The organism is Streptomyces sp. NPDC107654, from assembly GCF_055639035.1.
This window is the reverse complement of sequence record NZ_JBVKBI010000001.1, coordinates 336,995-362,343: the sequence shown is the minus strand read 5'-3', so window position 1 is coordinate 362,343 and position 25,349 is coordinate 336,995. Positions and strand designations below refer to the sequence as shown.

21 protein-coding genes and 1 pseudogene are annotated in these 25,349 nt (G+C 71.5%); 9 read left to right on the top strand and 13 right to left on the bottom strand.

What is annotated here, in order from left to right; all coding sequences use genetic code 11:
- Nucleotides 1–34: 34 nt before the first annotated feature.
- Nucleotides 35–856, bottom strand: a complete 822-nt coding sequence (locus ACZ7N4_RS01620) for an ABC transporter permease (RefSeq protein ID WP_471352589.1) — start codon at nt 854–856, stop codon at nt 35–37.
- Complete coding sequence (locus ACZ7N4_RS01615; RefSeq protein ID WP_471352587.1) at nt 853–1,878, bottom strand: ATP-binding cassette domain-containing protein; 1,026 nt, start codon at nt 1,876–1,878, stop codon at nt 853–855. The genes ACZ7N4_RS01620 and ACZ7N4_RS01615 overlap by 4 nt, the downstream gene beginning before the upstream one ends.
- 660 nt (nt 1,879–2,538) lie before the next feature.
- Between ACZ7N4_RS01615 and ACZ7N4_RS01610 the strand changes: the two genes are divergently transcribed.
- On the top strand, nt 2,539–3,954 hold the full coding sequence (locus tag ACZ7N4_RS01610; protein ID WP_471352585.1) for a glycosyltransferase family 39 protein: 1,416 nt from the start codon (nt 2,539–2,541) through the stop codon (nt 3,952–3,954).
- Between the two features lie 390 nt (nt 3,955–4,344).
- Here the strand turns inward: ACZ7N4_RS01610 and panB are convergent, their stop codons facing one another.
- Nucleotides 4,345–5,223 (bottom strand): 3-methyl-2-oxobutanoate hydroxymethyltransferase, encoded by an 879-nt coding sequence (gene panB, locus ACZ7N4_RS01605; RefSeq protein ID WP_471352583.1) that lies wholly within the window; start codon nt 5,221–5,223, stop codon nt 4,345–4,347.
- 224 nt (nt 5,224–5,447) lie between these two features.
- On the opposite strand from panB, the gene ACZ7N4_RS01600 reads away from it, so the two are divergent.
- The 4 genes from ACZ7N4_RS01600 (at nt 5,448) to ACZ7N4_RS01585 (ending at nt 10,301) form a co-directional block, all read left to right on the top strand.
- Complete coding sequence (locus ACZ7N4_RS01600) at nt 5,448–7,034, top strand: MFS transporter (RefSeq protein WP_471352581.1); 1,587 nt, start codon at nt 5,448–5,450, stop codon at nt 7,032–7,034.
- 76 nt (nt 7,035–7,110) lie between these two features.
- Nucleotides 7,111–7,740, top strand: a complete 630-nt coding sequence (locus ACZ7N4_RS01595; protein ID WP_471352579.1) for a TetR/AcrR family transcriptional regulator — start codon at nt 7,111–7,113, stop codon at nt 7,738–7,740.
- 186 nt (nt 7,741–7,926) lie between these two features.
- Nucleotides 7,927–8,976: an endonuclease/exonuclease/phosphatase family protein gene (locus ACZ7N4_RS01590; protein WP_471352577.1), complete on the top strand. Its 1,050-nt coding sequence runs from the start codon at nt 7,927–7,929 to the stop codon at nt 8,974–8,976.
- 107 nt (nt 8,977–9,083) lie between these two features.
- Nucleotides 9,084–10,301: an MFS transporter gene (locus tag ACZ7N4_RS01585; protein ID WP_471352575.1), complete on the top strand. Its 1,218-nt coding sequence runs from the start codon at nt 9,084–9,086 to the stop codon at nt 10,299–10,301.
- 602 nt (nt 10,302–10,903) lie between these two features.
- Here ACZ7N4_RS01585 and ACZ7N4_RS01580 read toward each other — a convergent pair.
- The 3 genes and pseudogenes from ACZ7N4_RS01580 to ACZ7N4_RS01570 all read right to left on the bottom strand — a co-directional run bounded on the left by ACZ7N4_RS01580 (nt 10,904) and on the right by ACZ7N4_RS01570 (nt 12,776).
- A pseudogene (locus ACZ7N4_RS01580) lies at nt 10,904–11,575 on the bottom strand (esterase/lipase family protein).
- Between the two features lie 584 nt (nt 11,576–12,159).
- Nucleotides 12,160–12,558 carry an ATP-binding protein gene (locus tag ACZ7N4_RS01575; protein WP_471352573.1) on the bottom strand — a complete coding sequence of 133 codons (399 nt, stop codon included), beginning with the start codon at nt 12,556–12,558 and terminating at the stop codon, nt 12,160–12,162.
- Nucleotides 12,555–12,776, bottom strand: coding sequence for a hypothetical protein (locus ACZ7N4_RS01570; protein WP_471352571.1), 222 nt, complete (start codon nt 12,774–12,776; stop codon nt 12,555–12,557). Before ACZ7N4_RS01570 ends, ACZ7N4_RS01575 begins: the two co-directional genes overlap by 4 nt.
- A gap of 115 nt (nt 12,777–12,891) precedes the next feature.
- Here ACZ7N4_RS01570 and ACZ7N4_RS01565 point away from each other — a divergent pair, with 115 nt between their 5' ends.
- Together ACZ7N4_RS01565 and ACZ7N4_RS01560 are read left to right on the top strand one after the other, a co-directional pair.
- The gene (locus tag ACZ7N4_RS01565) at nt 12,892–13,755 is read left to right on the top strand and encodes a helix-turn-helix domain-containing protein (RefSeq protein ID WP_471352569.1); all 864 of its coding nucleotides are present in this window, start codon (nt 12,892–12,894) and stop codon (nt 13,753–13,755) included.
- Entirely contained in the window at nt 13,727–14,008 is a 282-nt protein-coding gene (locus ACZ7N4_RS01560) for a DUF397 domain-containing protein (protein WP_471352567.1), read from the top strand. The genes ACZ7N4_RS01565 and ACZ7N4_RS01560 overlap by 29 nt, the downstream gene beginning before the upstream one ends.
- A gap of 66 nt (nt 14,009–14,074) precedes the next feature.
- Here the strand turns inward: ACZ7N4_RS01560 and ACZ7N4_RS01555 are convergent, their stop codons facing one another.
- From ACZ7N4_RS01555 to ACZ7N4_RS01545, 3 genes are all read right to left on the bottom strand, one after another.
- Nucleotides 14,075–16,018 carry a S53 family peptidase gene (locus tag ACZ7N4_RS01555; protein ID WP_471352565.1) on the bottom strand — a complete coding sequence of 648 codons (1,944 nt, stop codon included), beginning with the start codon at nt 16,016–16,018 and terminating at the stop codon, nt 14,075–14,077.
- 212 nt (nt 16,019–16,230) lie between these two features.
- The gene (locus tag ACZ7N4_RS01550; RefSeq protein ID WP_471352563.1) at nt 16,231–16,863 is read right to left on the bottom strand and encodes a DUF305 domain-containing protein; all 633 of its coding nucleotides are present in this window, start codon (nt 16,861–16,863) and stop codon (nt 16,231–16,233) included.
- Nucleotides 16,860–17,543: a DUF3105 domain-containing protein gene (locus ACZ7N4_RS01545; RefSeq protein WP_471352561.1), complete on the bottom strand. Its 684-nt coding sequence runs from the start codon at nt 17,541–17,543 to the stop codon at nt 16,860–16,862. The genes ACZ7N4_RS01550 and ACZ7N4_RS01545 overlap by 4 nt, the downstream gene beginning before the upstream one ends.
- A gap of 153 nt (nt 17,544–17,696) precedes the next feature.
- Here ACZ7N4_RS01545 and ACZ7N4_RS01540 point away from each other — a divergent pair, with 153 nt between their 5' ends.
- Nucleotides 17,697–18,152, top strand: coding sequence for an RrF2 family transcriptional regulator (locus ACZ7N4_RS01540; protein WP_471352559.1), 456 nt, complete (start codon nt 17,697–17,699; stop codon nt 18,150–18,152).
- 29 nt (nt 18,153–18,181) lie between these two features.
- Here ACZ7N4_RS01540 and ACZ7N4_RS01535 read toward each other — a convergent pair whose 3' ends face one another.
- Nucleotides 18,182–19,366, bottom strand: coding sequence for a globin domain-containing protein (locus tag ACZ7N4_RS01535; RefSeq protein WP_471352557.1), 1,185 nt, complete (start codon nt 19,364–19,366; stop codon nt 18,182–18,184).
- Nucleotides 19,367–19,673: 307 nt separating this feature from the next.
- On the opposite strand from ACZ7N4_RS01535, the gene glnA reads away from it, so the two are divergent.
- Entirely contained in the window at nt 19,674–21,035 is a 1,362-nt protein-coding gene (gene glnA / locus ACZ7N4_RS01530) for a type I glutamate--ammonia ligase (RefSeq protein ID WP_356160866.1), read from the top strand.
- A 115-nt stretch (nt 21,036–21,150) separates the two neighbouring features.
- Here the strand turns inward: glnA and ACZ7N4_RS01525 are convergent, their stop codons facing one another.
- From ACZ7N4_RS01525 to ACZ7N4_RS01515, 3 genes are all read right to left on the bottom strand, one after another.
- The gene (locus ACZ7N4_RS01525) at nt 21,151–21,579 is read right to left on the bottom strand and encodes a hypothetical protein (protein ID WP_471352554.1); all 429 of its coding nucleotides are present in this window, start codon (nt 21,577–21,579) and stop codon (nt 21,151–21,153) included.
- 249 nt (nt 21,580–21,828) lie between these two features.
- Nucleotides 21,829–24,189 (bottom strand): Orn/Lys/Arg family decarboxylase, encoded by a 2,361-nt coding sequence (locus ACZ7N4_RS01520; protein ID WP_471352552.1) that lies wholly within the window; start codon nt 24,187–24,189, stop codon nt 21,829–21,831.
- Between the two features lie 91 nt (nt 24,190–24,280).
- Entirely contained in the window at nt 24,281–25,342 is a 1,062-nt protein-coding gene (locus ACZ7N4_RS01515; RefSeq protein ID WP_471352550.1) for a TolB family protein, read from the bottom strand.
- Between the last annotated feature and the right edge of the window lie 7 nt (nt 25,343–25,349).

Here is a 25,349-nt window from a genome sequence, read left to right as displayed (position 1 = left end):
TCGTGACGACGGCTTCTCGACGATCTCGGTGCCGTCAGCTCTTGGTGCGGAACTTGTGGATCGCGACCGGCGCCATGACCGCGGTCAGACCGACCGACCAGATCACCGTCACCCACAGGTCGTGCGCGACCGGGCCGCCCTCCATCAGGCCGCGCGCGGTGTCGGCCAGCGTGGACAGCGGGTTGTAGTCGGTGAACGCCTGGAGCCAGCCCGGCATGGACGCGGGCGGTGCGAAGATCGACGAGCCGAACTGCAGCGGCATCAGCACCAGGAAGCCCATCGCCTGCACCGACTGGGCGTTCTTCATCACCACGCCGAGGGTCAGGAACACCCACATCAGCGCGGAGCCGAACACCGCGGACAGCCCGACCGAGGCCAGCATCCCGACCCAGTCCTTGATGTCGTAGCCCACCAGCACGGCGACCACCATCAGCACCACGGTCGCGAACAGCATCCGCATCAGCTCCACCGCGATCTTCGCGAAGAGCACCGAGCCGCGGCCGATCGGCAGGGACCGGAAGCGGTCCATGACACCGGAGTTGAAGTCCTGGTTGAAGCCGGTGCCCACACCCTGGGCCATGTTCATGCCCATCATGGCCATGAGCCCGGGGATGACGTACTGGACGTACCGCTCCTGGCCGCCGCCCAGCGACTGCCCGATGGAGCCGCCGAAGACGTACACGAACAGCAGGGTGAAGATGACCGGGAACAGGATGGCGTCGAACATCGACTCCGGGTCCTGCCGGATCCACAGCAGGTTGCGGCGGATCAGCGCGCCGGTGTGCCGCAGGTGGGCCCGCAGCGGTATCGGGGTGTCGGCCTTCGCGGCGGCGGGGGAGAGGGTGGCGGAACTCATACGGCGACCTCCTGGCGGTCGTCGGCGGGCACGGTGTCCTGCGGGGCACTGGCGCGGTGGCCGGTGAGGGACAGGAACACCTCGTCCAGGCTGGGCAGTTCGGTGGTGATGGAGGAGAGCGTGATGCCGCGCGCGGTGACCGCGCCGACCACGGCGGTCAGCTGCTCGTCGCTCAGGATCGGCACCAGCAGGGTGCCGGTCTCGGCGTCGACGGTGGTGGCCGCGAGCCCGGTGATGCCCAGCTCGTCCAGCAGGCCGGCGAGCGGGCGCAGCTCCAGCGGGTCCACCGGCCGCACCCGGAGCGTGCGCCCGCCCACGCGGGCCTTCAGCTCCTCGATGCCGCCGTTCGCGATGACCTTGCCCCGGTCCACCACGGTCAGCTCGGAGGCGAGCTGCTCGGCCTCCTCCATGTACTGGGTGGTGAGCAGCACGGTGACGCCGTCGCCGACCATCGCCTTCACCTCGTCCCACACCTCGTTGCGGGTGCGGGGGTCGAGACCGGTGGTCGGCTCGTCCAGGTACAGCACGGCGGGCCGGCCGATCATGGAGGCGGCCAGGTCCAGCCGCCTGCGCATACCGCCGGAGTACGTGCCCGCCGGGCGCCGGGCGGCCTCCGTCAGCGAGAACCGCTCCAGCAGCTCGTCGGCGCGGGCCCGGGCGTCCCTGCGGGACAGGTCCAGCAGCCGGCCGATCAGGTACAGGTTCTCCCAGCCCGGCAGCTTCTCGTCCACCGAGGCGTACTGGCCGGTCAGCCCGATCACCCGGCGCAGCTGACGGGGCTGGCGTACGACGTCGTAGCCGGCCACGGTGGCCTGCCCGGCGTCGGGGGTGATCAGGGTGGACAGGATCCGTACGAGGGTGGTCTTGCCGGCGCCGTTCGGCCCGAGCACACCCATCACGGTGCCCTCGCGCACGTCCAGGTCGACACCGTCCAGCGCCTTGGTCTCGCCGTAGTGCTTGACCAGTCCCCGTACGGTCACGGCGGAGCGTCCGCCGGCGGGGTTGTCATCGATGCGTGTCATGCCGACGACAGTGCCAGGTCCCACCGACAAAACACCGACACCCGACCGACACGGCCCGACGTATCGCCGACACCGGCCTCCACGTCCCCGGTCGTGGCGGTCTGGCTTGAATTCCGTTCTTCGCTCCGTCGTATTCGACGATTTCGCCCCAGCACTCCAGTGTCGTCGAGACCGCGCACGAAGAGAAGAATCGGAGCGCATGGGAGAACAGCAGCTGTGAGAACGGGATGTGTTCGCCCCCACAGTTGAGTCGGTGAACGGCTCGGGTCGTCCTGGTAAGAAATTCTGCCGCCGTTCTTCGCCTCAACTCCGCTGGCAACGACGTCCCTGACCACGTTCCATCGCCGATCGGCGGACAGATGGCCGAAACCTCATCGATCGTGAGACGGGTTGGCGTGAATAAGGGCAGAGGAATTCGGACAGTGGCGTGATCCATAGGGGTGGGACGACGGTGGACCAGGGGCGTTGCCGTGCGGCCCGGTGCATTTCGTTAAGGTGCCACGGGTAACGGCCGTCAAGTGACCTCTGACGGCCGGTTTTCATGGACAACCGCCTCGGGGGCCCTTTCTCATGCCGATCGGCAAATTAGAGACGACGTTCCGTTTTTCCCTGCTCCGGAAACCATCTGCGGCACCGACTCCCTCGCGTCGTGCCGCTTCCGTGTGGCTGCTGCCGGCGCTGTGGACGTTCGCCTTCGGCCTGTGGGGGTTGTCGCGGCAGGACAGTGTGTGGCGGGACGAGGCCGCGACCTGGCAGGTGGCCCGACGCTCCACGGCGGAGATATGGCACATGCTGGCGCACGTGGACGTGGTCCACGGGCTCCACTACCTGCTCATGCACCTGCTGTTCGAGTGCTTCGGCCCCAGTACCACGACCCTGCGGCTGCCCTCGGTGATGGCGATGGCGGTGGCGGCGGCCTGCGTGGCCGTCATCGGCCGCCGACTGGCCGGCGCCTGGGCCGGTCTGGCCGGCGGAATGGCCTTCGCGCTGCTGCCTGCCGTGCAGTTCTATCTCCAGGAGGGCCGCTCGTACGCGCTGGTGGCGGCCGGTGCCGGGATCTCCACCCTGCTTCTCGTGACCGCCCTGGAACGGCCGGTCGGGACGAGCCACTGGGTCGCCCATGGCGCCGTCGTTCTCCTCATGGGTCTCCTGAACTGGCTCTCACTCATGATCCTCGCGGCGCAACTGGCCACCTTGCTCTGGGTCCGGGCCGAGCGCGCGGTCCTGACTCGTTGGGCGGTCGCGGCCGGGTGCGCCACCGCCGGTGTACTGCCGTTGATCGTGTTCAGCCGGAGCCAGTCCGCGCAGTTGTCCTGGATCCCGCCGCTGTCCGGGCACATGCTGATCGGTCCGGGGGTCCTGCTGGCGATCGGCGGTGCCGGCGCACTGCTGGACCGGCCGCGGACGGCCCGGTTGTCGGCGGCGGCCGTGGGATTGCCGCTGCTGGCGGTGCCGCAACTCGGCCTCGTCCTGCTGTCCCTCGTCCAGCCGGTCTTCCTGGACCGCTACATCCTCTACAGCATGCTGGGCCTGGCACTGCTGATCGGTACGGCCGTCGGCTCGGCGGTACAGGCGGCCAGGCCCCGCTTCCCGAGAGCGTCGGGGTGGATCCTTCCCGCGGTGCTCGCCGTGGCGATGCCGGCCCTGCTGCCACAGTCACTGGCCAAGAGATCCCCGGCGAGCAGGGTGGACGACGTCCTCGCGGTTGCCTCGGACGTACGGCACTTGAAGCAGAGGGGGGACGCGGTGCTCTTCATTCCCTCGGCCCGCAGGGACACCGAGTCCGTCTCGCCGAACGCCTTCGCGGGGCTCCGGGACATAGCGCTCGCGGAAACCCCGGAGGAGTCCGGCACCCTGAAAGGCGTGGAGGCGGCCCCGGGGCGCATACGTACCGCGATCCTGGCCGAACGCCGAGTCCTCCTGGTCTCGGACTCATCGGGGGTGGCCCGCCCGCTGACGGCCGCGCGCGACAGAATGAAGATCGCCGTCCTGCACGAGTACTTCACACCCATGGCCGACGAACAGGATCGCGGCCGCCGGGTGACCGTGTATGAACGCCGGCCCGCGCCTCGCTGACGCATGTGCCCGCGCAGCGCGGTCTGTCACCCGGCACAGCGCCCGGCGGATCGCGCGGCGCGGGGTCAGCCGAACTCGGGCCAGGCACGCACGGGCCGGCTGTCGGCCGCGGCGCGAGCGCGCCCAGTGCGGCGGGCACGTCGCATCCGCTCGCGGCGGGCTCGGTGGCGGCCAGGACGAGTGCGACGGTGACGAGGACCTCGCCTGCCGGGAGACAGTCGGTGAGCGGGGCACTGGGTGGCGCGCCCGGCGGTCACGGCGCGAACCGCGCCGGCCGCTGCCGGGCGGCCCGGGAAGACGAACGCGCACGCCCCCGGCACCCCTGGGCGGAAAACGGCCAGCCCGCCGACGGGGGATGATCGGCGGGCTGACCGGTGGTGCCGCAGTGGCTCAGTGGACGGAGTGCTCCTCCAGCGGGAACGTTCCGCCGACGACGTCCTCCGCGAACGCCTTCGCCGCGTCGCCCATGACCTCACGGAGGTTCGCGTACTTCTTCACGAACTTCGGCACCCGGCCGGACGTCAGGCCCAGCATGTCGGTCCAGACGAGCACCTGCGCGTCCGTCTCCGGTCCGGCGCCGATGCCGACCGTCGGGATGTGCAGCACGCGCGTCACCTCGGCCGCCAGCTCCGCCGGCACCAGCTCCAGCACGACCGCGAAGGCGCCCGCGTCCTGTACGGCCTTGGCGTCCCGCAGCAGCTGCTGCGCCGCCTCCTCGCCGCGCCCCTGCACGCGGTAGCCCATCGCGTTGACGGACTGCGGGGTCAGCCCGATGTGGGCCATGACCGGGATGCCGGACTCCACCAGCAGCCGGATCTGTTCGTGCGACCGCTCGCCGCCCTCCAGCTTGACCGCGCCGACCCCGGCCTCCTTCACCAGCCGGGTCGCCGAGCGCAGCGCCTGCACCGGGCCCTCCTGGTAGGAGCCGAAGGGGAGGTCGCCGACGATCAGGGAGCGCTGGGTGCCGCGTACGACGGCGGCCGAGAGCATGGTCATCTCGTCGAGGGTGACGGGCACGGTGGTCTCGTACCCGAGGTGGCAGTTGCCCGCCGAGTCGCCGACGAGGATCACCGGGATCCCGGCCTCGTCGAAGACGGAGGCGGTCATCGCGTCGTAGGCGGTGAGCATGGGCCACTTCTCGCCCCGCTCCTTGGCGAGGGCGATGTCGCGGACGGTGATGCGGCGGGTGCCCTTTCCTCCGTAGAGGCCCCCGTACAGCGCCTTGCTGCCGTCGGAGGGCTTGTTCCGGGCAGCCGAAAGCTGCGTCATGGCAACGGCTCCTTCAGTCATCTCGAAGCGCCCTTACGGCGTCTCCGGATCGACTCCATGGTGGCACCTCGTGCCATCGGGGGCCAGGGGTACCCCCTGTGATCCCCGCCCGGGGCGGAAACACGGTGCGACCCGGGGTTGCGTAAGCCCCTCGTGAGTAAGATCTCGGTAAAAGAATAAGATACGAGACGGTTCCGTATCGAAATGATCGTAGGCTCGGACCCATGACAAGTCCCGTCCCTGCCTCCCGAATACCGGAAGCGGTCCACCGGCGCCGCTGGGCGATCCTCGGCGTGCTGATGCTGAGCCTGCTCATCGTCGTGCTCGACAACTCGATCCTCAACGTCGCGATCAAGACCATCGCGACCCCCGCGCCGACCGGCCTCGGCGCCACCCAGAGCGAGATCGAGTGGGCGATCAACGCCTACACCCTCGTCTTCGCCGGCCTGCTGTTCACCGCCGGACTCGTCGGCGACCGGATCGGCCGCAAGAAGGTACTGCTCGGCGGGATCGCCGTGTTCGGTATCGGCTCCGCGCTCGCCGCCGAGTCCGGCTCGCCCGGCCAGCTGATCGCCTACCGCGCCCTGATGGCCCTCGGTGCCGCCTTCGTGATGCCCGCCACCCTCGCCGTCCTCATGAACGTCTTCGAGCGCGAGGAACAGCCCAAGGCCATCGGCATCTGGGCCGGCGGCGTCGGCCTCGCCATCGCCATCGGCCCGATCACCGGCGGTGCGCTGCTCGACCACTTCTGGTGGGGCTCGGTCTTCTTCGTCAACGTGCCCATCGTGATCGTCGCCCTGGTCCTGATGAGCTGGCTGGTGCCCGACTCCCGCGACCCGAAGCCCGGCCGTCTCGACCCCGTCGGCGTGGTGCTGTCCGTCGTCGGCCTCGTCCTGCTGGTCTACGGCATCATCAAGGGCGGCGAACTCGCCGACTTCACCGACGCCAAGGTGCTGGCCACCATCGCCGCCGGCCTCGCCGTCCTGGCCGCCTTCGTCGTCTTCGAGAAGCGCAGCGACCACCCCTCCCTGGACGTCACCTACTTCCGCAACAAGGTCTTCTCGGCCGCCATGAGCGCCATCGCGCTGGTCTTCTTCGCGCTGATGGGCGTCACGTTCTTCGGCGTCTTCTACACCCAGAGCGTGCGCGGCTACTCCCCGCTGGAGTCCGGCGTGCTGATGCTGCCGCTCGCCCTCGCCCAGCTGCTGTTCGCGCCGCGCGCCCGGCTCGTCGTCGACCGGTTCGGCAACAAGGCCACCACCACCGGGGGCCTGCTGCTGATCGCCGCGACCCTGGCCGCGTTCGCCGGCTTCGAGGCCGACACGCCCATCTGGCTGCTGGAGGTCGTCTTCTTCCTCATGGGCGCCGGCATGGCGCACATCATGACGCCGACCTCCGTCGTCATCATGCAGGCCCTGCCCCGCGAGAAGGCCGGCTCCGCCTCCGCGCTCAGCAACACCTTCCGCCAGGTCGGCGGCGCCCTCGGCATCGCCGTCCTCGGCTCGGTGCTCGCCACCTCCTACCGCGACGGCATCGAGGACAAGCTCGGCCTGCTGCCGCCGGGCGTGCGCGCCACCGCCGGCGAGTCCATCGAGGCCACCCTCGGTGTCGCCGAGAAGCTCGGCCCGCGCGGCGAGGCCCTCGTCACCCCCGCCCACGACGCCTTCCTGCACGCCATGCACGTCACCGCCCTGTGCGGTACGGGCGTCGCGCTGATCGGCGCCGTGGTGACCGCCCTGTTCCTGCCGGGCAGGCCGCCGGCCGGGCGGCGGCGGGAGGAAGAGCCGGAACTGGTCGCCGCCGGGGAGTGAGCTCCGCGCGCGGTTCCACGGGGGAAGGAGGCCGCTGCGGGACAATTCCCGCAGCACAGTGAGAGGACGGAACGACGTGAGCCTTGCCGACCAGCGGTCGCGTCCGGACGGACCCGCCCGGGGCCGCCCGCGCAGCGAAGCCGTGGAACACGCCATCCTGGAAGGCGTGATGAAGCTCCTGGAGGAGGGCGTGCCCCTCGCCGAGCTGTCCATCGAGCGGGTCGCGCGCACGGCCGGGGTCGGCAAGGCCACCATCTACCGCCGCTGGAGCGGCAAGGAGGAACTGTTCGTCGACGTCGTACGCGCCGCCGAACCCCCCGACCCCGAACTCCCCGGCACCTCCGTGCGCGACGACCTCGTGGTGCTGCTGGAGGCCCTGCGCCAGCGCGGCCTCGTCAGCCGCTCCTCGGCGATCCTGCACAACGTGTACGCCCAGATGAAGTCCGCCCCCAAGGTGTGGGCGGCGTACCACACGAGCGTCATAGCGCCCCGGCGCGACCTCGCCCTGGACGTGCTGCGCCGCGGACAGGAGAACGGGGAGATCCGGGCGGACGTCGACCTGGACCTGGCCAACGACATGTTCGTCGGCCCCATGCTCGTCCGCTCGGTGATGCGCCCCGAGGCCGACCTGCCCGAGGGCTTCGCGGAGCAGATCGTCGACACGGTCCTGGACGGCCTACGACCCGTCAGGTCGACAGTCTCGTAGCGCCCATGTGCGCGTTTCGTCACAGACCCCGCCCCTGCCGGGGTAACCGGAACTCCCCGCCCCGGCTCGTTCGTCCTCGTCTTCCGTACGGCCGTCATGGGACGGCGGGAACGGAGCCGATCATCCCCTAGGGTCGGAAGAGCACGGGGGCGAACGGTGTGCACGGCAGGCAGTGAGGCAGACGGTATGGCGCAGCAGGCGTACATGACGGAGACGGTGGGCGGCGGCTCGGGGCCCGAGCGACCGGGATCCCGGCTTCGGCGCCTCGCGCACCGCCTGTTCACCGGCTGGCGGAACGATCCACGGATCTGGCGGCGCGGCCTCGTCCTGGCCGCCCTCGCCCTGCTGCTCGCCCTGGTGATGCTGGTGCACGCCCACATCCCCAACGCGGTGGGCAACCTCGGCTCGCTCACCGAGACGTTCCTGCCCTGGCTGGGCCTGGCCATCCCGCTCCTGCTGGTCCTCGCCGTCATCCGCAAGTCGGCGACCGCCCTGCTCGCGGTCGTCCTCCCGGCGGTCGTCTGGCTCAACCTCTTCGGCGGGCTGCTGACCGACAGGGCGGGCGGCGGCGGCGACCTCATGGTGGCCACCCACAACGTCAACGCCGACAACCCCGACCCGGCCGCGACCGCACGGGACGTGGCCGCCTCCGGCGCCGACGTCCTGGCGCTGGAGGAACTCCCCGCCTCCTCCGTCCCCGTCTACGAGAAGGCGCTCGCGCCGACGTACAGGTACCACGCGGTGGTCGGCACGGTCGGCCTGTGGAGCAAGTACCCGATGACCGGCGTCGAGGCCGTGGACATCAAGCTCGGCTGGAAGCGGGCCATGCGCGCCACGCTCGCCACGCCCAGGGGCCCGATCGCGGTCTACGTCGCCCACCTGCCCTCGGTGCGGGTGAAGATGGAGGCCGGGTTCACCGCCCGGCAGCGGGACAAGAGCGCCGACGCGCTGGGCGAGGCCATCGCCGACGAGCCGCTCAAGCGGGTCGTCCTCCTCGGGGACCTCAACGGCACGATGAACGACCGCGCGCTCAACGCGGTCACCTCGCAGCTGCGCTCCACGCAGGGCGCGGCGGGCAGCGGCTTCGGGTTCAGCTGGCCGGCGTCGTTCCCGATGGCCCGCATCGACCAGATCATGGTCCGGGGCGCCGAGCCGGAGAGCAGCTGGACGCTGCCGCGCACCAACAGCGACCACCTGCCGGTGGCGGCGCGTGTGAGCCTCGACACGTCCTCCTGAGCGGTTGGAATACCGAGCCCGGGAGACTTTGTTCCGGAAGTGAACTTACACGCGACGGAACTCCGCTCTGCCCGCTCTCCCCCGCTTTGAAAGGCACAGGCTCTTCCATGCCCCTGGCCCTGCTCGCCCTGGCCGTCGGCGCCTTCGGTATCGGTACCACCGAGTTCGTGATGATGGGCCTCCTGCCCGACGTCGCGGACGACCTGCACATCTCCCTCCCCACCGCCGGCCACCTGGTCTCGGCGTACGCGCTCGGCGTCGTCATCGGCGCCCCCCTGCTGGCCGCGCTCACCGCGCGCATGTCCCGCCGCACGGTCCTGATCTCCCTCATGGCCCTGTTCGTGGCCGGCAACGCCCTGTCGGCGCTCGCCCCCGGGAACGGCTCCCTGCTGGCCGCCCGCTTCCTCAGCGGTCTGCCGCACGGCGCCTTCTTCGGCGTGGGCGCGGTCGTCGCCACGGGAATGGTCCCGCCCGAGCGCAAGGCCCGCTCGGTGTCCCTGATGTTCCTCGGCCTGACCGTCGCCAACATCGCGGGCGTCCCCGTGGCCACCCTGATGGGCCAGCACCTGGGCTGGCGGGCCACGTTCCTCGGGGTGAGCGCCATCGGAGTGGCGGCGATAGCCTCCCTCGCCCTCCTGATCCCGCACGACGGCAAGCACGAGGCCGCCTCGACCGGCCTGCGCGGCGAACTGACCGCCCTGCGGTCCCTGCCGGTCTGGCTGGCCCTCGGTACGACGGTGGCGGGCTTCGGCGCGCTGTTCGCGGCCTACAGCTACGTGACGCCGATGCTGACGGACACCGCGGGCTACGCGGAGACGAACGTGACCCTGCTCCTGGCCCTCTTCGGAGTCGGCGCCACGGCAGGCAACCTCCTCGGCGGTCGCCTGGCGGACCACTCGCTGCGGGCCACCCTCTTCGGCGGCCTGGCCTCCCTGGGCACGGTCCTCCTGCTCTTCCCCGTCCTCATGCGGGCCGAGTGGAGCGCCGCCCTGGCGGTGACCCTGCTGGGCGCGGCCGCCTTCATCACCGGCTCCCCGCTCCAGCTGATGGTCATGGAGAAGGCCGCGGCGGCCCCCTCCCTCGCCTCCTCGGCCAACCAGGCGGCCTTCAACCTGGCCAACGCCGGCGGCGCCTGGATCGGCGGCCTGGCCCTCGCGGCCGGCTTCGGTACGACCTCCCCCGCCCTCGCGGGAGCGGCCCTGGCCGTCCTGGGCCTGGGCGTGGCGAGCGTGGCCTACGCGGTGGACCGCAGGCGGACGGTCCCGTCGCCGGGCCGGGTGGTCGCGTCGCGGGTTCCGGAGGGGTCGGAAGCGCTGCGCGGCTGAGGCCGGCCGCCGGGGGCTGGTCGCCGATGAACGTGAGACAGCTCCCCGGCGTCGCCACGCAGGCCTGAGGCATCTCGGCGAGATCGGCCAGGGCCGCCTCCTGCAAGGGGCCGGCGCACTCCCGTACGAGGGTGGCGACCTCAGGCAGGGCGGCCCGCGCGTCCTGGTCGGTGAAGCGGGTGTCCCGGTGGGGGTCGACCTGGGCGAGTCGCCCCCGGGTCACCCCCTCCAGGGCCGGCGCGAGCATCTCCCCGTGTTCGCGGGAGGCCCGGACCACGGTCTCCCGCCGCCGCCCTTTCCCCCGCACGGCCGCCCGCCCGACGCGCAACTCCAGCTCTATCCCCATGGCACCTCCAAGGTGAGTACGGGTACTCATCACAGGCCCCCGGATGACGACGAGACGCGCGGCAACACGCCGACACGGAAGCCCAGGGCGCCCGCAGCACAGCTGACCGGCTGCGCCGGTTGGGGGGAAGAGACGGGCGGCGACTGCGTGCCCGAGGGGGAGGTCCCCGGTCAGCGACCGGTGGCTGGCGGCCCGATGGGTGGGAGCGGACAGGGAGCCGAGGTGGCGCCCCGTCACGGCCGGGGCAGGGGCGGGGCTAGCGGTTGATCACGTCCCGTGTCTGGGCGTAGACGGTCGCGTCGCTGAACAGGGCCGTGTGACTGAGGCAGGCGGTCTCGGTGTTGGCCGCGCCGGACAGGGGGACGGAGCTGTCGGGGTTGATCACCGTGTCGCAGGGCGACCACCAGGTCGCGTAGCGAACCGAACCGGGCGTCTAATCGCCGGAGTTGAGCGCGGTGAGGAAGCCCGAGCCGGTGCGCATCTCGGTGCAGGACGTGTCGAAGCAGCTGTTGGCGCTGTCGGTTCCGTGGTTCGGGCCGCCCAGGGACACCCAGGCGTCGACCTTGGCCGTACCCGCGCGGTTCTTGAGGTAGTAGCGCGAGGAGAGCCCGCCCATGGAGTGGCTGACGATGTCGACCCGGGTGGCGCCGGTCGCCGCGAGCAGGCGGTCGACCTCGGCGGAGAGCTGCTGGGCGGTCGTGGCGTTCGACTGGCGCCAGTCGCAGGTCCACTGGTCCAGGTAGGAGGACGGCCAGCCGTCGCTCCTGAACCGGGAGGCCATGGTGTTCCAGTTGCTGCCGTCACCGGTGTAGCCGTGCACGAAGAGGACCGGGTCGCTGGTGGAGCGGAACGTGGAGCTGCCGGACGCCTGCGCTGCGGGCGCCTGCACGGCGAGGAGGACGCCGGCCGCGGCGACGGCCGTGGACACGAGGGATCTGTTCGGGAGGGTCAGGAGGGATCTCTGCACGGGGAGCCTCACGGGGAGCGGTGGGGAAACGCGCTCGACGGCGCGTCTGACGGGGACAGCGAGGGCGTCTCCCGGGTCGCGGGAGGCCGTGCCTGAGGGCGAGTGGGGACGGCAGAAGATGCCGGTTCGCCGCGGACGCAGGGGAAGGACACCGGTGTCGTTGAGGGATGACGGGAGCGTACTGACCAGTAGGTATCAGTGGTCAAGGCGCGTGCGTCCAGTTTTTCGCCCACCCCTTCCCCCGGTGATCGGCGCATTTGGGCCAGGAATCGAGGAGAAGGGCAGGTGAGCGGGTTGGGCTACCGCCTGAGGCCTGGCCCAAGCCCGCCAATCACCCCCACCGGCCGGAAGCCGCTGAGCCCGCCCGGCGTGCGTGCGAGGCGCGTCCGCGCCCTCACCCACGCTGCGAACGCAGCCGACCCAAGGGGGCAGCGGGCCTGAGCCGGCCACTTTCCCGGGCTGCCCGCTCGCTTCTCACCTCGCGGAGACCCGACACTGGCGAAGAAGCGGGCGGCCCCACGGCCACTTGTCAGCATCCGGTCACATCAGTTCCCCGCTCCCCGCTCCCCGCTCCCGCTCCGCAGCTCACACCACACCGTCTTCCGGTCCGGCCCCCGTTCCACGCCCCACCGCTCGGCCAGCGCGTCCACGAGAGCCAGTCCACGCCCCGACTCCTCCGTCTCCGTGGCGGGGAGCAGGGCGGGCGACGCGCGTGGCTCGGGGTCGGTCACCTCGATCCGGGTACGGCCGTGACGTGTCGCCGTCCCGATCACCCGTCTCACCCGGACGGTCACCGGAGTTCCCTCGCCCACGTGGTCGATCACGTTCGTCAGCAACTCCGTCGCACACAGGCGTACGTCGTGGCCGTGGTCCCGGAGGTGGTGGCGCAGCTCCGGTGCGGCCTTCGGCGTCGCGAGCAACTCCAGCTCCAGCAGCGTCGTCACCGCTCCGCCGCCTTCCTCAGCACGGCCGCCAGCGCCCGCGCCGTGGCCGTGTTGCAGTTCCCGAGCGTGACGAGCCCGGCGGGCGGGGTGTACGTACCGGCGAAGCTCGGCAGGACGACGCGGAGGGAGGGGAGCGTGATGCCGTGCAGGGCGAGCGCGGCGCGGAGGTCCTCGACGCAGAGGGTCACGTCGTAGGCGGTGGGGGAGTGGTCCGGCATGAGAGGCGGCAACCTTCTGTGCGGTCTGTGACGAACACCTCACAGACTGTCGCCGACCTCGCTACCGTGAAAGGGGTTTCGCGTTCGCGACCAGGGCAGCGGAGGTGGGTGAGCGGTGGCTCGCGGCAAGGACATCGACGGCTCGATGAGCGTCCCGACCTTCTACGGCAAGGAGTTGCGGTGGAAGCGGGAGGCGGCGGGGCTGTCGCTGGACGGGTTCCTCGAAGGCAGCTTCTACGGCAAGACGTACCTCAGCGACATCGAGCGCGGGGAACGGAGGATGCCGCTCGATCTGGCTCGGCACGCGGATCGGGTGCTGAAGACCGACGGGTTCTTCGAGCGGCGGTGTGAGGATGTGCGGAGGGCGAGGAGGGGGCCGCATGCCGCGTACTTCGAAAAGGTTCTGGAGGCGGAGAGGCACGCCGAGTGTATCGAGGAGTGGTGCCCCATCACTTTCCCTGGGCTGCTCCAGATGGCGCCGTACGCGCGGGCGCTGGTCCGGTCGGCTCACCCGGGAGCCCTTGACGAGTGGGTCGAGGAGAAGGTGGCAGCCCGACTCGCCCGCGCGCGCATCTTCGAGGACGATCACTCCACCCCGGAGTACTGGGCGATCCTGCACGAGTCGCTGATCACGGAGCCGATCCTTCCTCCGCTGGAAATGGCGGAGCAGCTCGACCGCGTGGTGGCCTTGGCCCAGCGGCGTCGGATCACTCCGCAGATCGTTCCGCGGACGTGCGGTGCGTATCCCTTGATGGCCGCCTCCGTCAAGGTCATGACATTCTCGGACGCCCCGCCGCTGCTCTACATCGAGGCGTCCTACAGCGGGGACACCATCGACGATCCGTCCCTCGTGAAGCAGTACTGCAAGGCATACGATCGGCTCAGGGCGGTCGCGCTGTCACCAGACACGTCCCTCGCCAAGATCAAGGCAGCGGCGGAGGATTACCGAAATGGCAAGCAACCGGATCGACTTGAGTGACGCTCTCTGGTTCAAGAGCAGCTACAGCAACGGCGACGGCGGGGATTGTGTGGAAGTGGCCAGCGACTTCCCCGGCGCCGCCCTCTGGCGCAAGTCGAGCTACAGCAACGAAAGCGGCGGCGACTGCGTCGAAGTGGCCCCCCACATCCCCCACGTCGTCCCCGTCCGCGACTCAAAGGACCCCCACGGCCCCACCCTCCTCCTCACCCCCACCGCCTGGACCCCCTTCATCACCGCCCTCAAGTCCCGGTAACCGCACACGCAAAGGGGCGTGGGGCCCGAAGACCCCACGCCCCTTCAGTGAAGCGATCTCAGCGACTTACCGCCGCCGGAACGACTGCACGTACCCGCCCGCGGGCGACCCCACGCCGGTCACGTCGTCGTAGCCCTTCACGGCCTTCAGCGAGCTGTCCTTGCCCAGGCTGCGGGCCGAGGTCGCGAGGCCGCCGGAGGCGTCGTAGCCGTTGACGAAGTCGATCCGGGCCACGGCCAGGCCGGAGCCCGTCGGGTCGTCCGTGACGTCGTGGTAGACGCCCTTCTTGCCGTACTTGGCGTAGATCGACGGGTTGGCGAAGCCGATGGCCTTGCCGCCGCGGGCCTCCTGGGCCAGGGCCTGGACCGCGGCGATGACCGGGGCGGCCAGCGACGTGCCGCCGATGCGGTACTCGCTGTACTGCTCGGTGCCGTCGGGGAAGGTCTGGGTCTGGCCCACCAGGAAGCCGGTGTTCGGGTCGGCGATGGCCGCGATGTCGGGGACGACGCGGTTGCCGGCGGCGTTGTTGGCCGTGGCCAGCTCCTTCGGCACGACCCCCTTCTGGTAGTACGGCTGCGGCACCGTCTTGCTGGTGCCGCCGCCCGCGCCGGAGGTGAACGTGCCGGGGAAGCCGGTCCAGCTCTTGCCGTCGGCCGCCAGGGAGGCCTTCTCGGTGCCCCAGCCGGTCTCCCACAGGTACGTGTCGCCCTTGCCGACGGCCAGCGAGGTGCCGCCGACCGCGGTCACCCAGGCGGAGTTGGCGGGGGTGTCGACCTGCTTCACACCGGTGTTGGCGACCTGGTCGCCGTCGTCGCCGGAGGAGAAGTAGAAGCCGATGCCCTGGACCGCGCCCAGCTGGAAGACCTGGTCGTACGCGGCGGCGAGGTCCGGCGTCTGGTTGGCCTCGACGTCGCCCCAGGAGTTGGAGACGATGTCGGCCAGGTGATTGTCGACGACCTTGCTGAGGGAGTCGAGCAGGTCGTCGTCGTAGCAGGAGGCCGCGCCGACGTAGGTGACGTCGGCGGCCGGGGCCACCGCGTGGACCGCCTCGACGTCCAGGGTCTCCTCGCCGTACCAGCCGGCGGCCCCGCACTCCTCGGTCTTTGTGTAGTTCTTCGGCAGCACCTGGTGCAGCCGGCCGGTCTTCCAGGCCGCGTCACCGTGCTTCAGCGCGTACTTGCCCGCGTCGTAGGCGATGGTCGGGGAGGCGTACGCGTCCGTGATGGCGATGCGGACGCCGCGGCCGGTGTACGTGCCCGCGCCGTACGCGGCGCGCAGCTGCTTGCCGGTGTAGCCCTTGACGGCGTACGGGATCTTCGAGCCGTACGCGTCGGGGAGCGTCGTCGCGATGTTCGAGCCGTAGTACGAGGAGAACGGGCCCGAGTTCTTGAACACCGCGTCCGGGGGCGGGAGCTGGTCGTCGTGGTTCGCCTTGTGCGGGGCGTTGTCCAGGCCGGTGACCGTGAGGACGGCGCCCTTCAGGGCGGCCGGGGCGGAGGCCGCGGCGGCCGGGGCGCGGTAGGTCTTCGAGCCCTTGGCGAAGTTGTGCAGCTGGGTGCCGAACGCCTTCTCGGCGGCGGCCACGTCACCGGAGACGGCGACGTAGTGCGGGGTGACCGCGGTGACGGTCAGGCCGGCCGACTTCAGCCAGGACGTGACCGCGCCGACCTGGGCCTTGGTGGCGCCGAAGCGGGCCTGGACCTTCTTGGCGCTCAGGTACTTGCCGTACAGCGGCGAGCTGGGGTCGGACACCGCCTTGGCGTAGGCGGCGAGGCCGGCCGCGTCCTTGCCGGCGAGGTAGACGCGGGCCTTGACCCGGGCGTTGTCCGAGGTGGCGCCCTTGTCCGCCTTGGCCGTGGCCCACAGCGGCTTGGTGCCCTTCAGGACGTCACGAGCGGGGCTGTCCGCAGCGTGTGCCGCGGGTATGCCCAGCGCCAGCGCACCGGCGATCATGGGCAGTGTCGCTGCCATGCTCACACCGGCGCGCACGGTGGCGCGGTTGGATCTCATAGAACCCCCTGCGATGCGGTTCGCATGCATGTAGTGGTGGTCGGTACCACGTGGATGCGCGCCGGCCCGCGGCGGTGTCGGCCGGCGAATGGATCACACGATGGGGGCCACTCTCTCGATGAACCGTTCATGTCAGGGGAACGTAAAAGTCAAGAGAAGCTCAAGTAACCGCCTTCGTAGGGGGATTTGGCGCTTTCGTCCGGACGGCGGTGTTACGAACGGGGTTGCGCGCCCCGCTCCTTGAGCATCCCGGCCATCAGCTCGATCTCCGACTGCTGCGCGTCGACCATGCCCTGCGCGAGCCGCTTCTCCACGCCGACCGTGCACTTGGCGACACAGCCCTCGGCCATGTGGATCCCGCCCTTGTGGTGGGCCGTCATCAGCTGGAGGTAGAGGATCTCGGCCTGCTTGCCGTTGAGCGACCGGAGCTTCTCCAGCTCCGTGTTGGTCGCCATGCCCGGCATCAGCGCGCCGTCCTTGCCGGAGGCCATGCCGCCCATGCCCATCCAGGTCATCGGCGGGTCGGCGGACACCTTGGGCAGCTCCCACAGGTCCAGCCAGCCCAGCAGCATCCCGCGCTGGTTGGCCTGGGTCTGCGCGATGTCGTACGCGAGCCGCCGCACCTCCTCGTCGCCCGTGCGGTCCCGCACGATGTACGACATCTCGACGGCCTGCTGGTGGTGGACGGCCATGTCCCGCGCGAAGCCGGCGTCCGCCGACCGGGCGTCCGGCGTCTTCGTACCGGATCCGCCGGTGTCCTCGGCGACCGCGTACGTGATCGCGCCGGCCGCGACGAGCACCGCCGCCGCGGCCCCCGCGGCCCAGCCGATGTGCTGCCGCCTCACTTCATGACCCCGCCGGTGCACGAGGCGCCCGGCTCGGGAGTCTGCCGGCCCTGCACGTAGGCGGCGAAGAACTTGTCCACTTCCGGATCCTTCGCGCTCTTCACCGTCACCTGGTGGCCCCACGCCGAGAGGATCAGCGGGGCCTCCTGGTTCTCGTACGGGCTCATCAGCGAGTACGGCGTCTTCTTCACCTTGGCCGCGAGCGCGTCGACGTCCGCCTTCGGCGCCTTGCCGGTGTACGTCACCCAGACCGCGCCGTGCTCCAGCGCGTGCACGGCGTTCTCGTCCGCCACCGGCTTGGTGTAGACGTCGCCGTTGCAGTTCAGCCAGACCGGGTTGTGGTTGCCGCCGACCGGCGGGTGCATCGGGTACGACACCTTGGTCGTCACGTGCGTCCGGGACAGCTTGCCCGACCAGGTCCTCACCCCGTCCTTGCCGGTGGTGAAGTGCCCGGAGTCCCCGGAGCCCTTGGCGTCGCCGCTGGGGCCGGCCTGGTCCTTGCCGGAGTCGTCCTGCGACCTGACCAGGACCACGCCGCCGACGACGAGACCGACGACGACCACCGCGCTGGCGGCGATGGTGAGCACCCGGGTGCGGCGCTCGCGGGCGCGCTCGGCGCGCCGCATCTCGTCGATGCGCGCCTTGCGCGCCGCGGTGCTGCTGTTCTTGCCGGAACCCATGAGGCGTGTCCTTCTGCGGAAGGGGACGTGGACGGTGGGGCTCGCTGATCGTAGTGCGGCGGGGCCGCACTTCCGTAGGGAGGGAGCCGGAACCGGATGATTTCGGGGCCGGGAAATTTGAACGCGGGATGCGTATTACCTACGCTCGCGGTTATGCGGCTGCTGCGCTCCACCGACCTGGCCCTGCGCGTCCTGATGCGACTCGCCGTCGTCGCCGACGCCGTGCCCACGACCCGCCAGGTCGCCGCGGACATGGACGTCCCCTACACGCACGCCGCGAAGGTCGTCGCCGAGCTCCAGCGCCTGGGTCTGGTCCACGCCCGGCGCGGCCGGGGCGGCGGACTGGCGCTCACGGAGCGGGGGCGTACGGCGTCGGTGGGCGCGGTGGTGCGGACCTTCGAGGGCGACGGGGACGTGGTGGACTGCGAGGGCGCCACCCAGGGAACGCCTCCCTGCCCGCTGCGCTCCGGCTGCCGTCTGCGGGGCGCCCTGCGCGGGGCCCGGGAGGCGTTCTACGCGGCGCTGGACTCCGTCACCCTCGCCGACATCGTCGACGAGCCGACGGGGCCGTTGCTGCTGGGGATCTCCCGGGGACCGGGACCGGACTGAGCGCCCCTCGCGGGGCGCCGCCCGTCGGCTCAGCCCTGCGCCAGCCACAGGTCCGGCCCGAACACCTCGTAGTGGATGTCGGCCGGGGCCACGCCCTTCTCGATCAGCTGGGCGCGGACCGCGCGCATGAAGGGCAGCGGGCCGCACAGGTACGCGCGCGTGCCGGGCCGTACGGCGATGTCCGTCAGGTCGGCCAGGCCGCTCCGGGTGCCGGGCTCGGCGCCGTGCTCGTAGAAGAAGTGCACGCGGGCGTCGGGCAGCTTGGCGGCGTAGGCCGTGTGCTCGGTGCGCAGGGCGTGGTCGGCGGGGGAGCGGTCGCCGTGGACGACGATGACCGGGGCGCGGTGGCCGCCGGCCGCGAGGTCGGCCAGCATCGCGACCATCGGGGTCACGCCGATGCCGGCCGAGGCGAGCAGCAGCGGGGTGTCCGGCGCGTCGGAGAGGGTGAGGTCGCCGAAGGGCTCGGAGAGTTCCAGGACGTCGCCGGGGCGTACGTGCGCGTGGAGGTGGTTCGAGACCTCGCCGTCGGGCGTGGCCCGGCCCCGTACGCGCTTGACGCTGATCTGGCGCACCGCCTCGCCGGACGCCCCGGACAGGCTGTACTGCCGTATCTGGCGGGCGCCGTCGGGCAGCGTGACGCCGACCGAGACGTACTGCCCGGCGCGGAAGGCGGCCACCGGGCCCCCGTCGGCCGGCCGCAGCCGGAAGGTGACGACGTCGGCGGTCTCCTCGACGCGCTCCTCGACCCGGAAGGCGCGCAGGCCCGGGCCGCCGCTCTCCTCGTACAGCCGCTTCTCGATCGCGGTCAGCGCGTTCGCCATCAGCCAGTACACCTCGTCCCAGGCCGCGGCCACCTCCGGCGTGACGGCCTCGCCGAGGACCTCTGCGATGGCGGCGAAGAGGTGCTGGTGGACGACGTCGTACTGCTCGGGGGCGACGCCGAGGGAGGCGTGCTTGTGGGCGATGCGGGCGAGCATCGCGTCCGGCCGCGTCTCCGGGTGGTCCAGCAGGTGCGTGGCGAAGGCGGCGATCGAACCGGCGAGGGCCTGCCGCTGGGTGCCGGCCGCCTGGTTGCCGCGGTTGAAGAGGTCGCTCAGCAGGTCGGGGTGGGCGTCGAAGAGGCGGGCGTAGAAGCGCTCGGTGATGTCGCCGATCGCCGCGCCGACGGCGGGCAGGGTGGCGCGGACGGTGGCTGCGGACTGCTCGGTCAGCATCGGGACTCCTCGGAGAACTCGGCTGACCGGCACGCTATGGAAACTTGCATCTTGGATGCAAATTTAACGGGCGTGGTGTCGGTCACCGAGGAAGCGGATCGGCCATTACGGATGCCGGTGCGAGCAGGCAAGATGGGCGGCAGAGAAGGACACCTGCCGTACGACGGGCGTTCAGGCCGAAGACGCTCGGGCGATCAAGCTCCGCAACACGCGTGACATGGTGTTGTGGTGGGATGCTCAGGTGCCCGACCGCCTCCCGTGGCACGGGGGACAGGCGGCCTGACCAGCAAGGATGGGGAAGCGGAAGATGGACAAGCAGCAGGAGTTCGTGCTCCGGACCTTGGAGGAGCGTGACATCCGGTTCGTACGCCTGTGGTTCACGGACGTGCTGGGCTTCCTCAAGTCCGTCGCCGTGGCCCCCGCGGAGCTGGAACAGGCCTTCGACGAGGGCATCGGCTTCGACGGCTCCGCCATCGAGGGCTTCGCCCGGGTCTACGAGTCCGACATGATCGCCAAGCCGGACCCGTCCACCTTCCAGGTCCTGCCGTGGCGCGCGGAGACCCCCGGTACGGCCCGCATGTTCTGCGACATCCTCATGCCGGACGGCTCCCCGTCCTTCGCCGACCCGCGCTACGTCCTCAAGCGCGCCCTCGCCCGCACCTCCGACCTGGGCTTCACCTTCTACACCCACCCGGAGATCGAGTTCTTCCTGCTGAAGGACCGCCCGCTGGACGGCTCCCGCCCGACCCCGGCCGACAACTCCGGCTACTTCGACCACACGCCCACCAACGTCGGCATGGACTTCCGCCGCCAGGCGATCACCATGCTGGAGTCGATGGGCATCTCGGTGGAGTTCTCCCACCACGAGGGCGCCCCCGGCCAGCAGGAGATCGACCTGCGCTACGCCGACGCGCTCTCCACGGCCGACAACATCATGACGTTCCGCCTGGTCATGAAGCAGGTGGCGCTGGAGCAGGGCGTCCAGGCGACCTTCATGCCGAAACCGTTCTCCGAGCACCCCGGCAGCGGCATGCACACCCACCTGTCCCTCTTCGAGGGCGACCGCAACGCGTTCTACGAGTCCGGCGCGGAGTACCAGCTCTCCAAGGTCGGCCGCTCCTTCATCGCGGGCCTGCTGCGGCACGCGGCGGAGATCTCCGCGGTCACCAACCAGTGGGTGAACTCCTACAAGCGCATCTGGGGCGGCTCCGAGCGCACGGCGGGCGCCGGCGGCGAGGCCCCCTCCTACATCTGCTGGGGCCACAACAACCGCAGCGCCCTGGTCCGCGTCCCGATGTACAAGCCCGGCAAGACCGGCTCGGCCCGCGTCGAGGTCCGCTCCATCGACTCCGGCGCGAACCCCTACCTGGCCTACGCCGTCCTGCTGGCCGCCGGCCTGAAGGGCATCGAGGAGGGCTACGAGCTCCCCCCGGGTGCCGAGGACGACGTCTGGGCCCTCTCCAACGCCGAGCGCCGCGCCATGGGCATCGAGCCCCTCCCGCAGAACCTCGGCGAGGCCCTGACCCTCATGGAGGGCAGCGACCTGGTCGCCGAGACCCTGGGCGAACACGTCTTCGACTTCTTCCTGCGCAACAAGAAGTCGGAGTGGGAGGAGTACCGGTCCGAGGTGACCGCGTTCGAGCTGCGGAAGAACCTGCCGGTGCTGTAGAGCGCAGCTCAGGTGGGGTATCCCAGCGAATGACGCCCTGGGGCCGGCGATCCACGACCGCCGGCCCCAGGGCGTCTCGGCAGGGGCGCGACCGGGGGCGGGTACCGCCCCCGGCTCAGGTGCGGCCGCCCGCGGGGGCGCCGGCCTCGTCCATGCCGCTCGCCCAGCCGCCGGCGGGTGCACCGCCGCCTTCGTCGAAGCCGCCCGGTGTGCCGCCGGTAGGGCCGCCGCAGGAGCCGCAGCCGGCGCCGGGTCCCGCTGGGTGCTGGTCGGCTCCGGCACCGCGGCCCGCGCCGGGTCCCGCTGGATGCTGGTCGGTTCCGGAGCCGCGGCCCGGGCCGGAGCCGGGCTGGTGCCGGCCGCTCGTCGGGCCGCGGCCCCGGGTCTCGTGCCCGCCGCTGTCCCTCTTGGAGGGCTGCACGGTCAGCGTGCCGGTGTGCGGCGTGGCGGCGAAGGCGCTGACCGGCAGCATGGCGGCTCCCGCGGCCAGGGCGGTGGTGAGGGTGAGCGTCACGAGGTGACGTATGTGAGGTGTGTGAGGCATGGCGGTTCTCCTTCTGTGAGAGACGGGAACTGCCGAGGGGCTCATCGGTCGGGGGCCCTCGGCAGCAGGGCTCCCGTCCCGGAGACCGCGCCCCCGGCCTCTCCCCGGGGGACGTGGCTCGGCGAGAGCCCGTGCATCGAGTAAGCCGCCTGCGGGGTCCGGGGTCACGCCCCGACAATCCGTGACTTGACGTCCGGCGCGGACCTCGTCTGCCGGAGGCCGCCCGGTCGCCCCGGTGCCGCCCCGGTGTCACTCCGGACGCAGCACCTCGATCTCGTAGTCCCCGCTGTCCTCGTCGATCGTCACGCCGTGGGTCTCGCTGCGGAAGCCCGGGAAGTGGCGGTCGAAGGTCTCCAGGGCCGTGAGGTAGCGCAGCAGGGGACCGTCGGGGGTGCCGGTGGACTCGCCCGGCATGAGGACCGGGATGCCGGGCGGGGTGACCGTGACCATCGCCGCCGCCACCCGGTGCGCGGCGTCGGCGATCCGGACGCGTTCCGTGCCGCCCCGGACCAGGCGCTGGTAGCAGTGCTGGGGCGGGTGGACCGGCTCCGGGAGCCGCTGGAACGCCGTGTCCAGCAGCTCCACCAGGCGGGCCGAGCGCAGCTGCTCGTGCATCTGCCGGCACAGCTCGCGCAGGGTCAGCCCGGCGTAGCGCCTGGGGTGCGCGGCGACGGCCTCCGGCAGGACGCGGTCGAGCGGGGCGTCGGCGTCGTACAGGGCCTTGAAGTCCATCAGGGCGTCCAGCAGCGTGCCCCACTTGCCCTTCGTGATGCCCATCGAGAAGAGGATCAGCGTGGTGTAGCTGTCGGTCTTCTCGACCACGATGTTCCGGGTGGCCAGGTACGCCGTCAGGACGCGCGCCGGGATGCCCTCCTCGGCCATCTCGCCGGTGGCGGTGATGCCGGGGCAGGTCAGCGTGACCTTGACCGGGTCCAGCATGCAGTGGCCCTCGGTCAGCCCGGGGAAGCCGTGCCAGGCGGCGCCCGGCTCCAGCAGCCAGCAGGACTGCTCGGTGCGCAGCAGCTCCGGCGGGGCCTCGTCGAAGCGCAGCCGTTCGCCCGTCGCCGGGTCGGTGACCTCCTCCGGCTGCCAGACGCCGAAGAACCACGGCGGCCGGTCACCGGCGCTCGCCACCCGCCGTCCGAGCCGCACCATCTCCTGCCGGAAGCGGATCGCCTCCGTCACCGCCTCGTCGATCAGCCACTCGCCCTGCGGCCCGTCCATCATGGCCGTCGCCACGTCCAGCGAGGCGATCATCGGGTACAGGGGCGAGGTGGTGCCGTGCATCATCAGGGCCTCGTTGAACCGGTCGTGCTCCACCGGCGCCCGGGGCGCGGGCCGCACGTGCACCATCGCCGACTGCGACAGCGCGGCCAGCAGCTTGTGCGTGGACTGGGTCGCGAAGACCGTCGGCCGCTCCGGGCCGGGGAAGGCGTCCGCGTCCACCGACATGCCGTACCGGCCCCGGTACAGCGGGTGGAAGCGGGCGTACGCGAACCACGCCTCGTCGAAGTGGACCCGGGGCGTGCTGGCCGCGAGGGCCTTCGCGGCCGGTACGGCGGCGTAACTCAGGCCGTCGTAGGTCGAGTTGGTGAACACCGCGTACTGGGGGTCCCGGGAGACGGCGCCCTCGGCGAGCGGGTGCGCGGCGATCCGGGCCGCGATCGAGTCCGCCGCCAGCTCGGCCGGCGGCAGCGGGCCGGCGAGTCCGTAGCCGTTGCGGGTGGGCACCAGGTAGACGGGCCGGGCGCCGGAGACGACCAGGCCGTGCAGCACCGACTTGTGGCAGTTGCGGTCGACCAGGGCCAGCTCGTCACGGGTGACGCTGAAGTGGCCGACGAGCCGGTTGCAGGTGGAGTCGCCGTGCAGCACGAAGTAGCTGAGGTCGGCGCCGAAGACACGGGCCGCGTTGCGCTCCGCCTCCCCGATCGGGCCGGTGTGCTCGAACAGCGAGCCCAGCTCCTCCACCGAGATCGACAGGTCGGAGCGGAGCAGCCGCTCGCCGAAGTAGTCGTGGAAGGCGCGTCCGGCGGGCGACTTGAGGAAGGCGACGCCACCGGAGTGGGCCGGGGTGTGCCAGGAGTACTCGTGGGCGTCGTGGAAGCGGCGCAGCGCCCGGAAGAACGGCGGCAGCACGTCCTCCCGGTAGGCGCGGGCGGCGCTGGTGATCCGGCCCGCGATGAAGTTCGGGGTGTCCTCCAGCGGCCACACGTAGCCGACGACCGTCTCCGACACCCACAGCGGCAGCTCCCGCACGCCCTCCTCGGCCATGACCAGGAACACCGGCAGGTCCCGGTACCGCCGCCCGATCCGCCGCAGCACGGCCGCCCCGCCGGGAGCCCCGTCGAGGGTCTCGTCCGTCCTGGCGAGCGCGGCCCCGGGACCGTCCCCGGCCGCCCGCGCGCCCCCGGGCAGGTCCCAGGCCACCAGGGCCGCCGCCAGCCCCGCCTCGGTCCGCAGCACCGCGTCCGCGTCCTCCGCGCTGACCGCCCAGCGCACGCCGAAGCCGTCCGCCTCCACCGCCTCCCGGATCTTCCGCAGCTGCTCGGCCCCGGCGCCCTCGGCGCGCGGGTGCTCCGGCACCGCGACCAGGATCCTGCTCTCGCCCATCCCGTGCCCTCACCTTCCCGACGGCCGCCCGGCCACCGCCCGGAAAGTGTCCGGGCGGCCGAGCACGACGACGGGAGCGGCGCACGGCACGTCACCGTGATGACGGAAAAGCCGGGCCCCGGTGTTGACGTCGCTCGCCGAGATAGGCCGGTGACACGGCGGCCGAGCCGATCCTGCGCGCCCGCCCCGACCCGTCCGCCGGGACCTCGTACAGGTCGGCGCCGTAGTCCCCGGGCAGCGCGTACACGACCGTCCGGGCGTCCCGCCACACCGCCTGGTCGTCCACGCTCCGCGTCTCGGCGAGCGGCGTCTCCCGCAGCGTGCGCAGGTCCAGGACGTACAGGCGCCAGGGCGCGTCCTTCGGCAGGCCCGCGACCCGTTTCTTGTAGGCGACGCGGGTGCCGTCGGGCGACAGGGACGGGCACTCGACGTCGGCGTGCAGCGTGGTGACGGTACGGCGGCGCAGGTCACCGCGGACCAGGTGGGTCCGCCCCCGCGTGGCGAGCGTCGCGTAGAACGTGCGGTCGTCGTCCGCGAAGGTCACGCCCCAGAAGTTGACGTCGGCCGCGCGGTAGGGACGCCCGTCCCTGACGATCCGGAAGGCCTCCAGGGACGGGATCAGCTCCCCGCTGCGCGTGTCCACGATCGCCGTGCGCGTGGAGAAGTCCGTCCCGGCGTACGAGTCACCGCCCACGAACGCCGTCCAGGCGGCGAAGTGCCCGGTGGGGGAGACCCGCGCCCGTGAGGGGATGCCCGGCACGTCGTAGCGGTGCACGGTCCGCAGCCGGGTGTCCAGGACCAGCGCGCGGTAGGTGTCGGAGACGGGACCGTGCACCGCCTGGAGGCACACGCCGGTGCCGGACGCGGCGTGGAAGCGCAGGCACTTCAGGCCGGAGGCGGTGCGCGGGCCGCCCGGGGCGTCCGCCGGTACGGAGGTCAGCTCGTCCCGGTGCGGCCCCCACGCCATGTTCCGGAACACCAGCCGCCCGGCATCCCGCAGCGTCACCGTGCCCGGGGTGACGCGCGGTCCGCCCGCCCGCACGTGGTCACGGCGGTCCGCCCGCGCCGAGGCGTGCAGCACGGAGGCCAGCCCGACCGCCGCCAGCACGGCGACGGCCGCGACGAGGATCAGCACTCGACGGCGTACGGTCATGCGGTCA

Coding starts and splice junctions, on each gene's coding strand:
- ACZ7N4_RS01620 (WP_471352589.1), bottom strand. CDS start 856: ATGAGTTCCGCCACCCTCTCCCCCGCCGCCGCGAAGGCCGACACCCCG.
- ACZ7N4_RS01615 (WP_471352587.1), bottom strand. CDS start 1,878: ATGACACGCATCGATGACAACCCCGCCGGCGGACGCTCCGCCGTGACC.
- panB (WP_471352583.1), bottom strand. CDS start 5,223: ATGACGCAGCTTTCGGCTGCCCGGAACAAGCCCTCCGACGGCAGCAAG.
- ACZ7N4_RS01600 (WP_471352581.1), top strand. CDS start 5,448: ATGACAAGTCCCGTCCCTGCCTCCCGAATACCGGAAGCGGTCCACCGG.
- ACZ7N4_RS01590 (WP_471352577.1), top strand. CDS start 7,927: ATGGCGCAGCAGGCGTACATGACGGAGACGGTGGGCGGCGGCTCGGGG.
- ACZ7N4_RS01585 (WP_471352575.1), top strand. CDS start 9,084: ATGCCCCTGGCCCTGCTCGCCCTGGCCGTCGGCGCCTTCGGTATCGGT.
- ACZ7N4_RS01570 (WP_471352571.1), bottom strand. CDS start 12,776: ATGCCGGACCACTCCCCCACCGCCTACGACGTGACCCTCTGCGTCGAG.
- ACZ7N4_RS01560 (WP_471352567.1), top strand. CDS start 13,727: ATGGCAAGCAACCGGATCGACTTGAGTGACGCTCTCTGGTTCAAGAGC.
- ACZ7N4_RS01555 (WP_471352565.1), bottom strand. CDS start 16,018: ATGAGATCCAACCGCGCCACCGTGCGCGCCGGTGTGAGCATGGCAGCG.
- ACZ7N4_RS01545 (WP_471352561.1), bottom strand. CDS start 17,543: ATGGGTTCCGGCAAGAACAGCAGCACCGCGGCGCGCAAGGCGCGCATC.
- ACZ7N4_RS01540 (WP_471352559.1), top strand. CDS start 17,697: ATGCGGCTGCTGCGCTCCACCGACCTGGCCCTGCGCGTCCTGATGCGA.
- ACZ7N4_RS01535 (WP_471352557.1), bottom strand. CDS start 19,366: ATGCTGACCGAGCAGTCCGCAGCCACCGTCCGCGCCACCCTGCCCGCC.
- glnA (WP_356160866.1), top strand. CDS start 19,674: ATGGACAAGCAGCAGGAGTTCGTGCTCCGGACCTTGGAGGAGCGTGAC.
- ACZ7N4_RS01525 (WP_471352554.1), bottom strand. CDS start 21,579: ATGCCTCACACACCTCACATACGTCACCTCGTGACGCTCACCCTCACC.
- ACZ7N4_RS01520 (WP_471352552.1), bottom strand. CDS start 24,189: ATGGGCGAGAGCAGGATCCTGGTCGCGGTGCCGGAGCACCCGCGCGCC.
- ACZ7N4_RS01515 (WP_471352550.1), bottom strand. CDS start 25,342: ATGACCGTACGCCGTCGAGTGCTGATCCTCGTCGCGGCCGTCGCCGTG.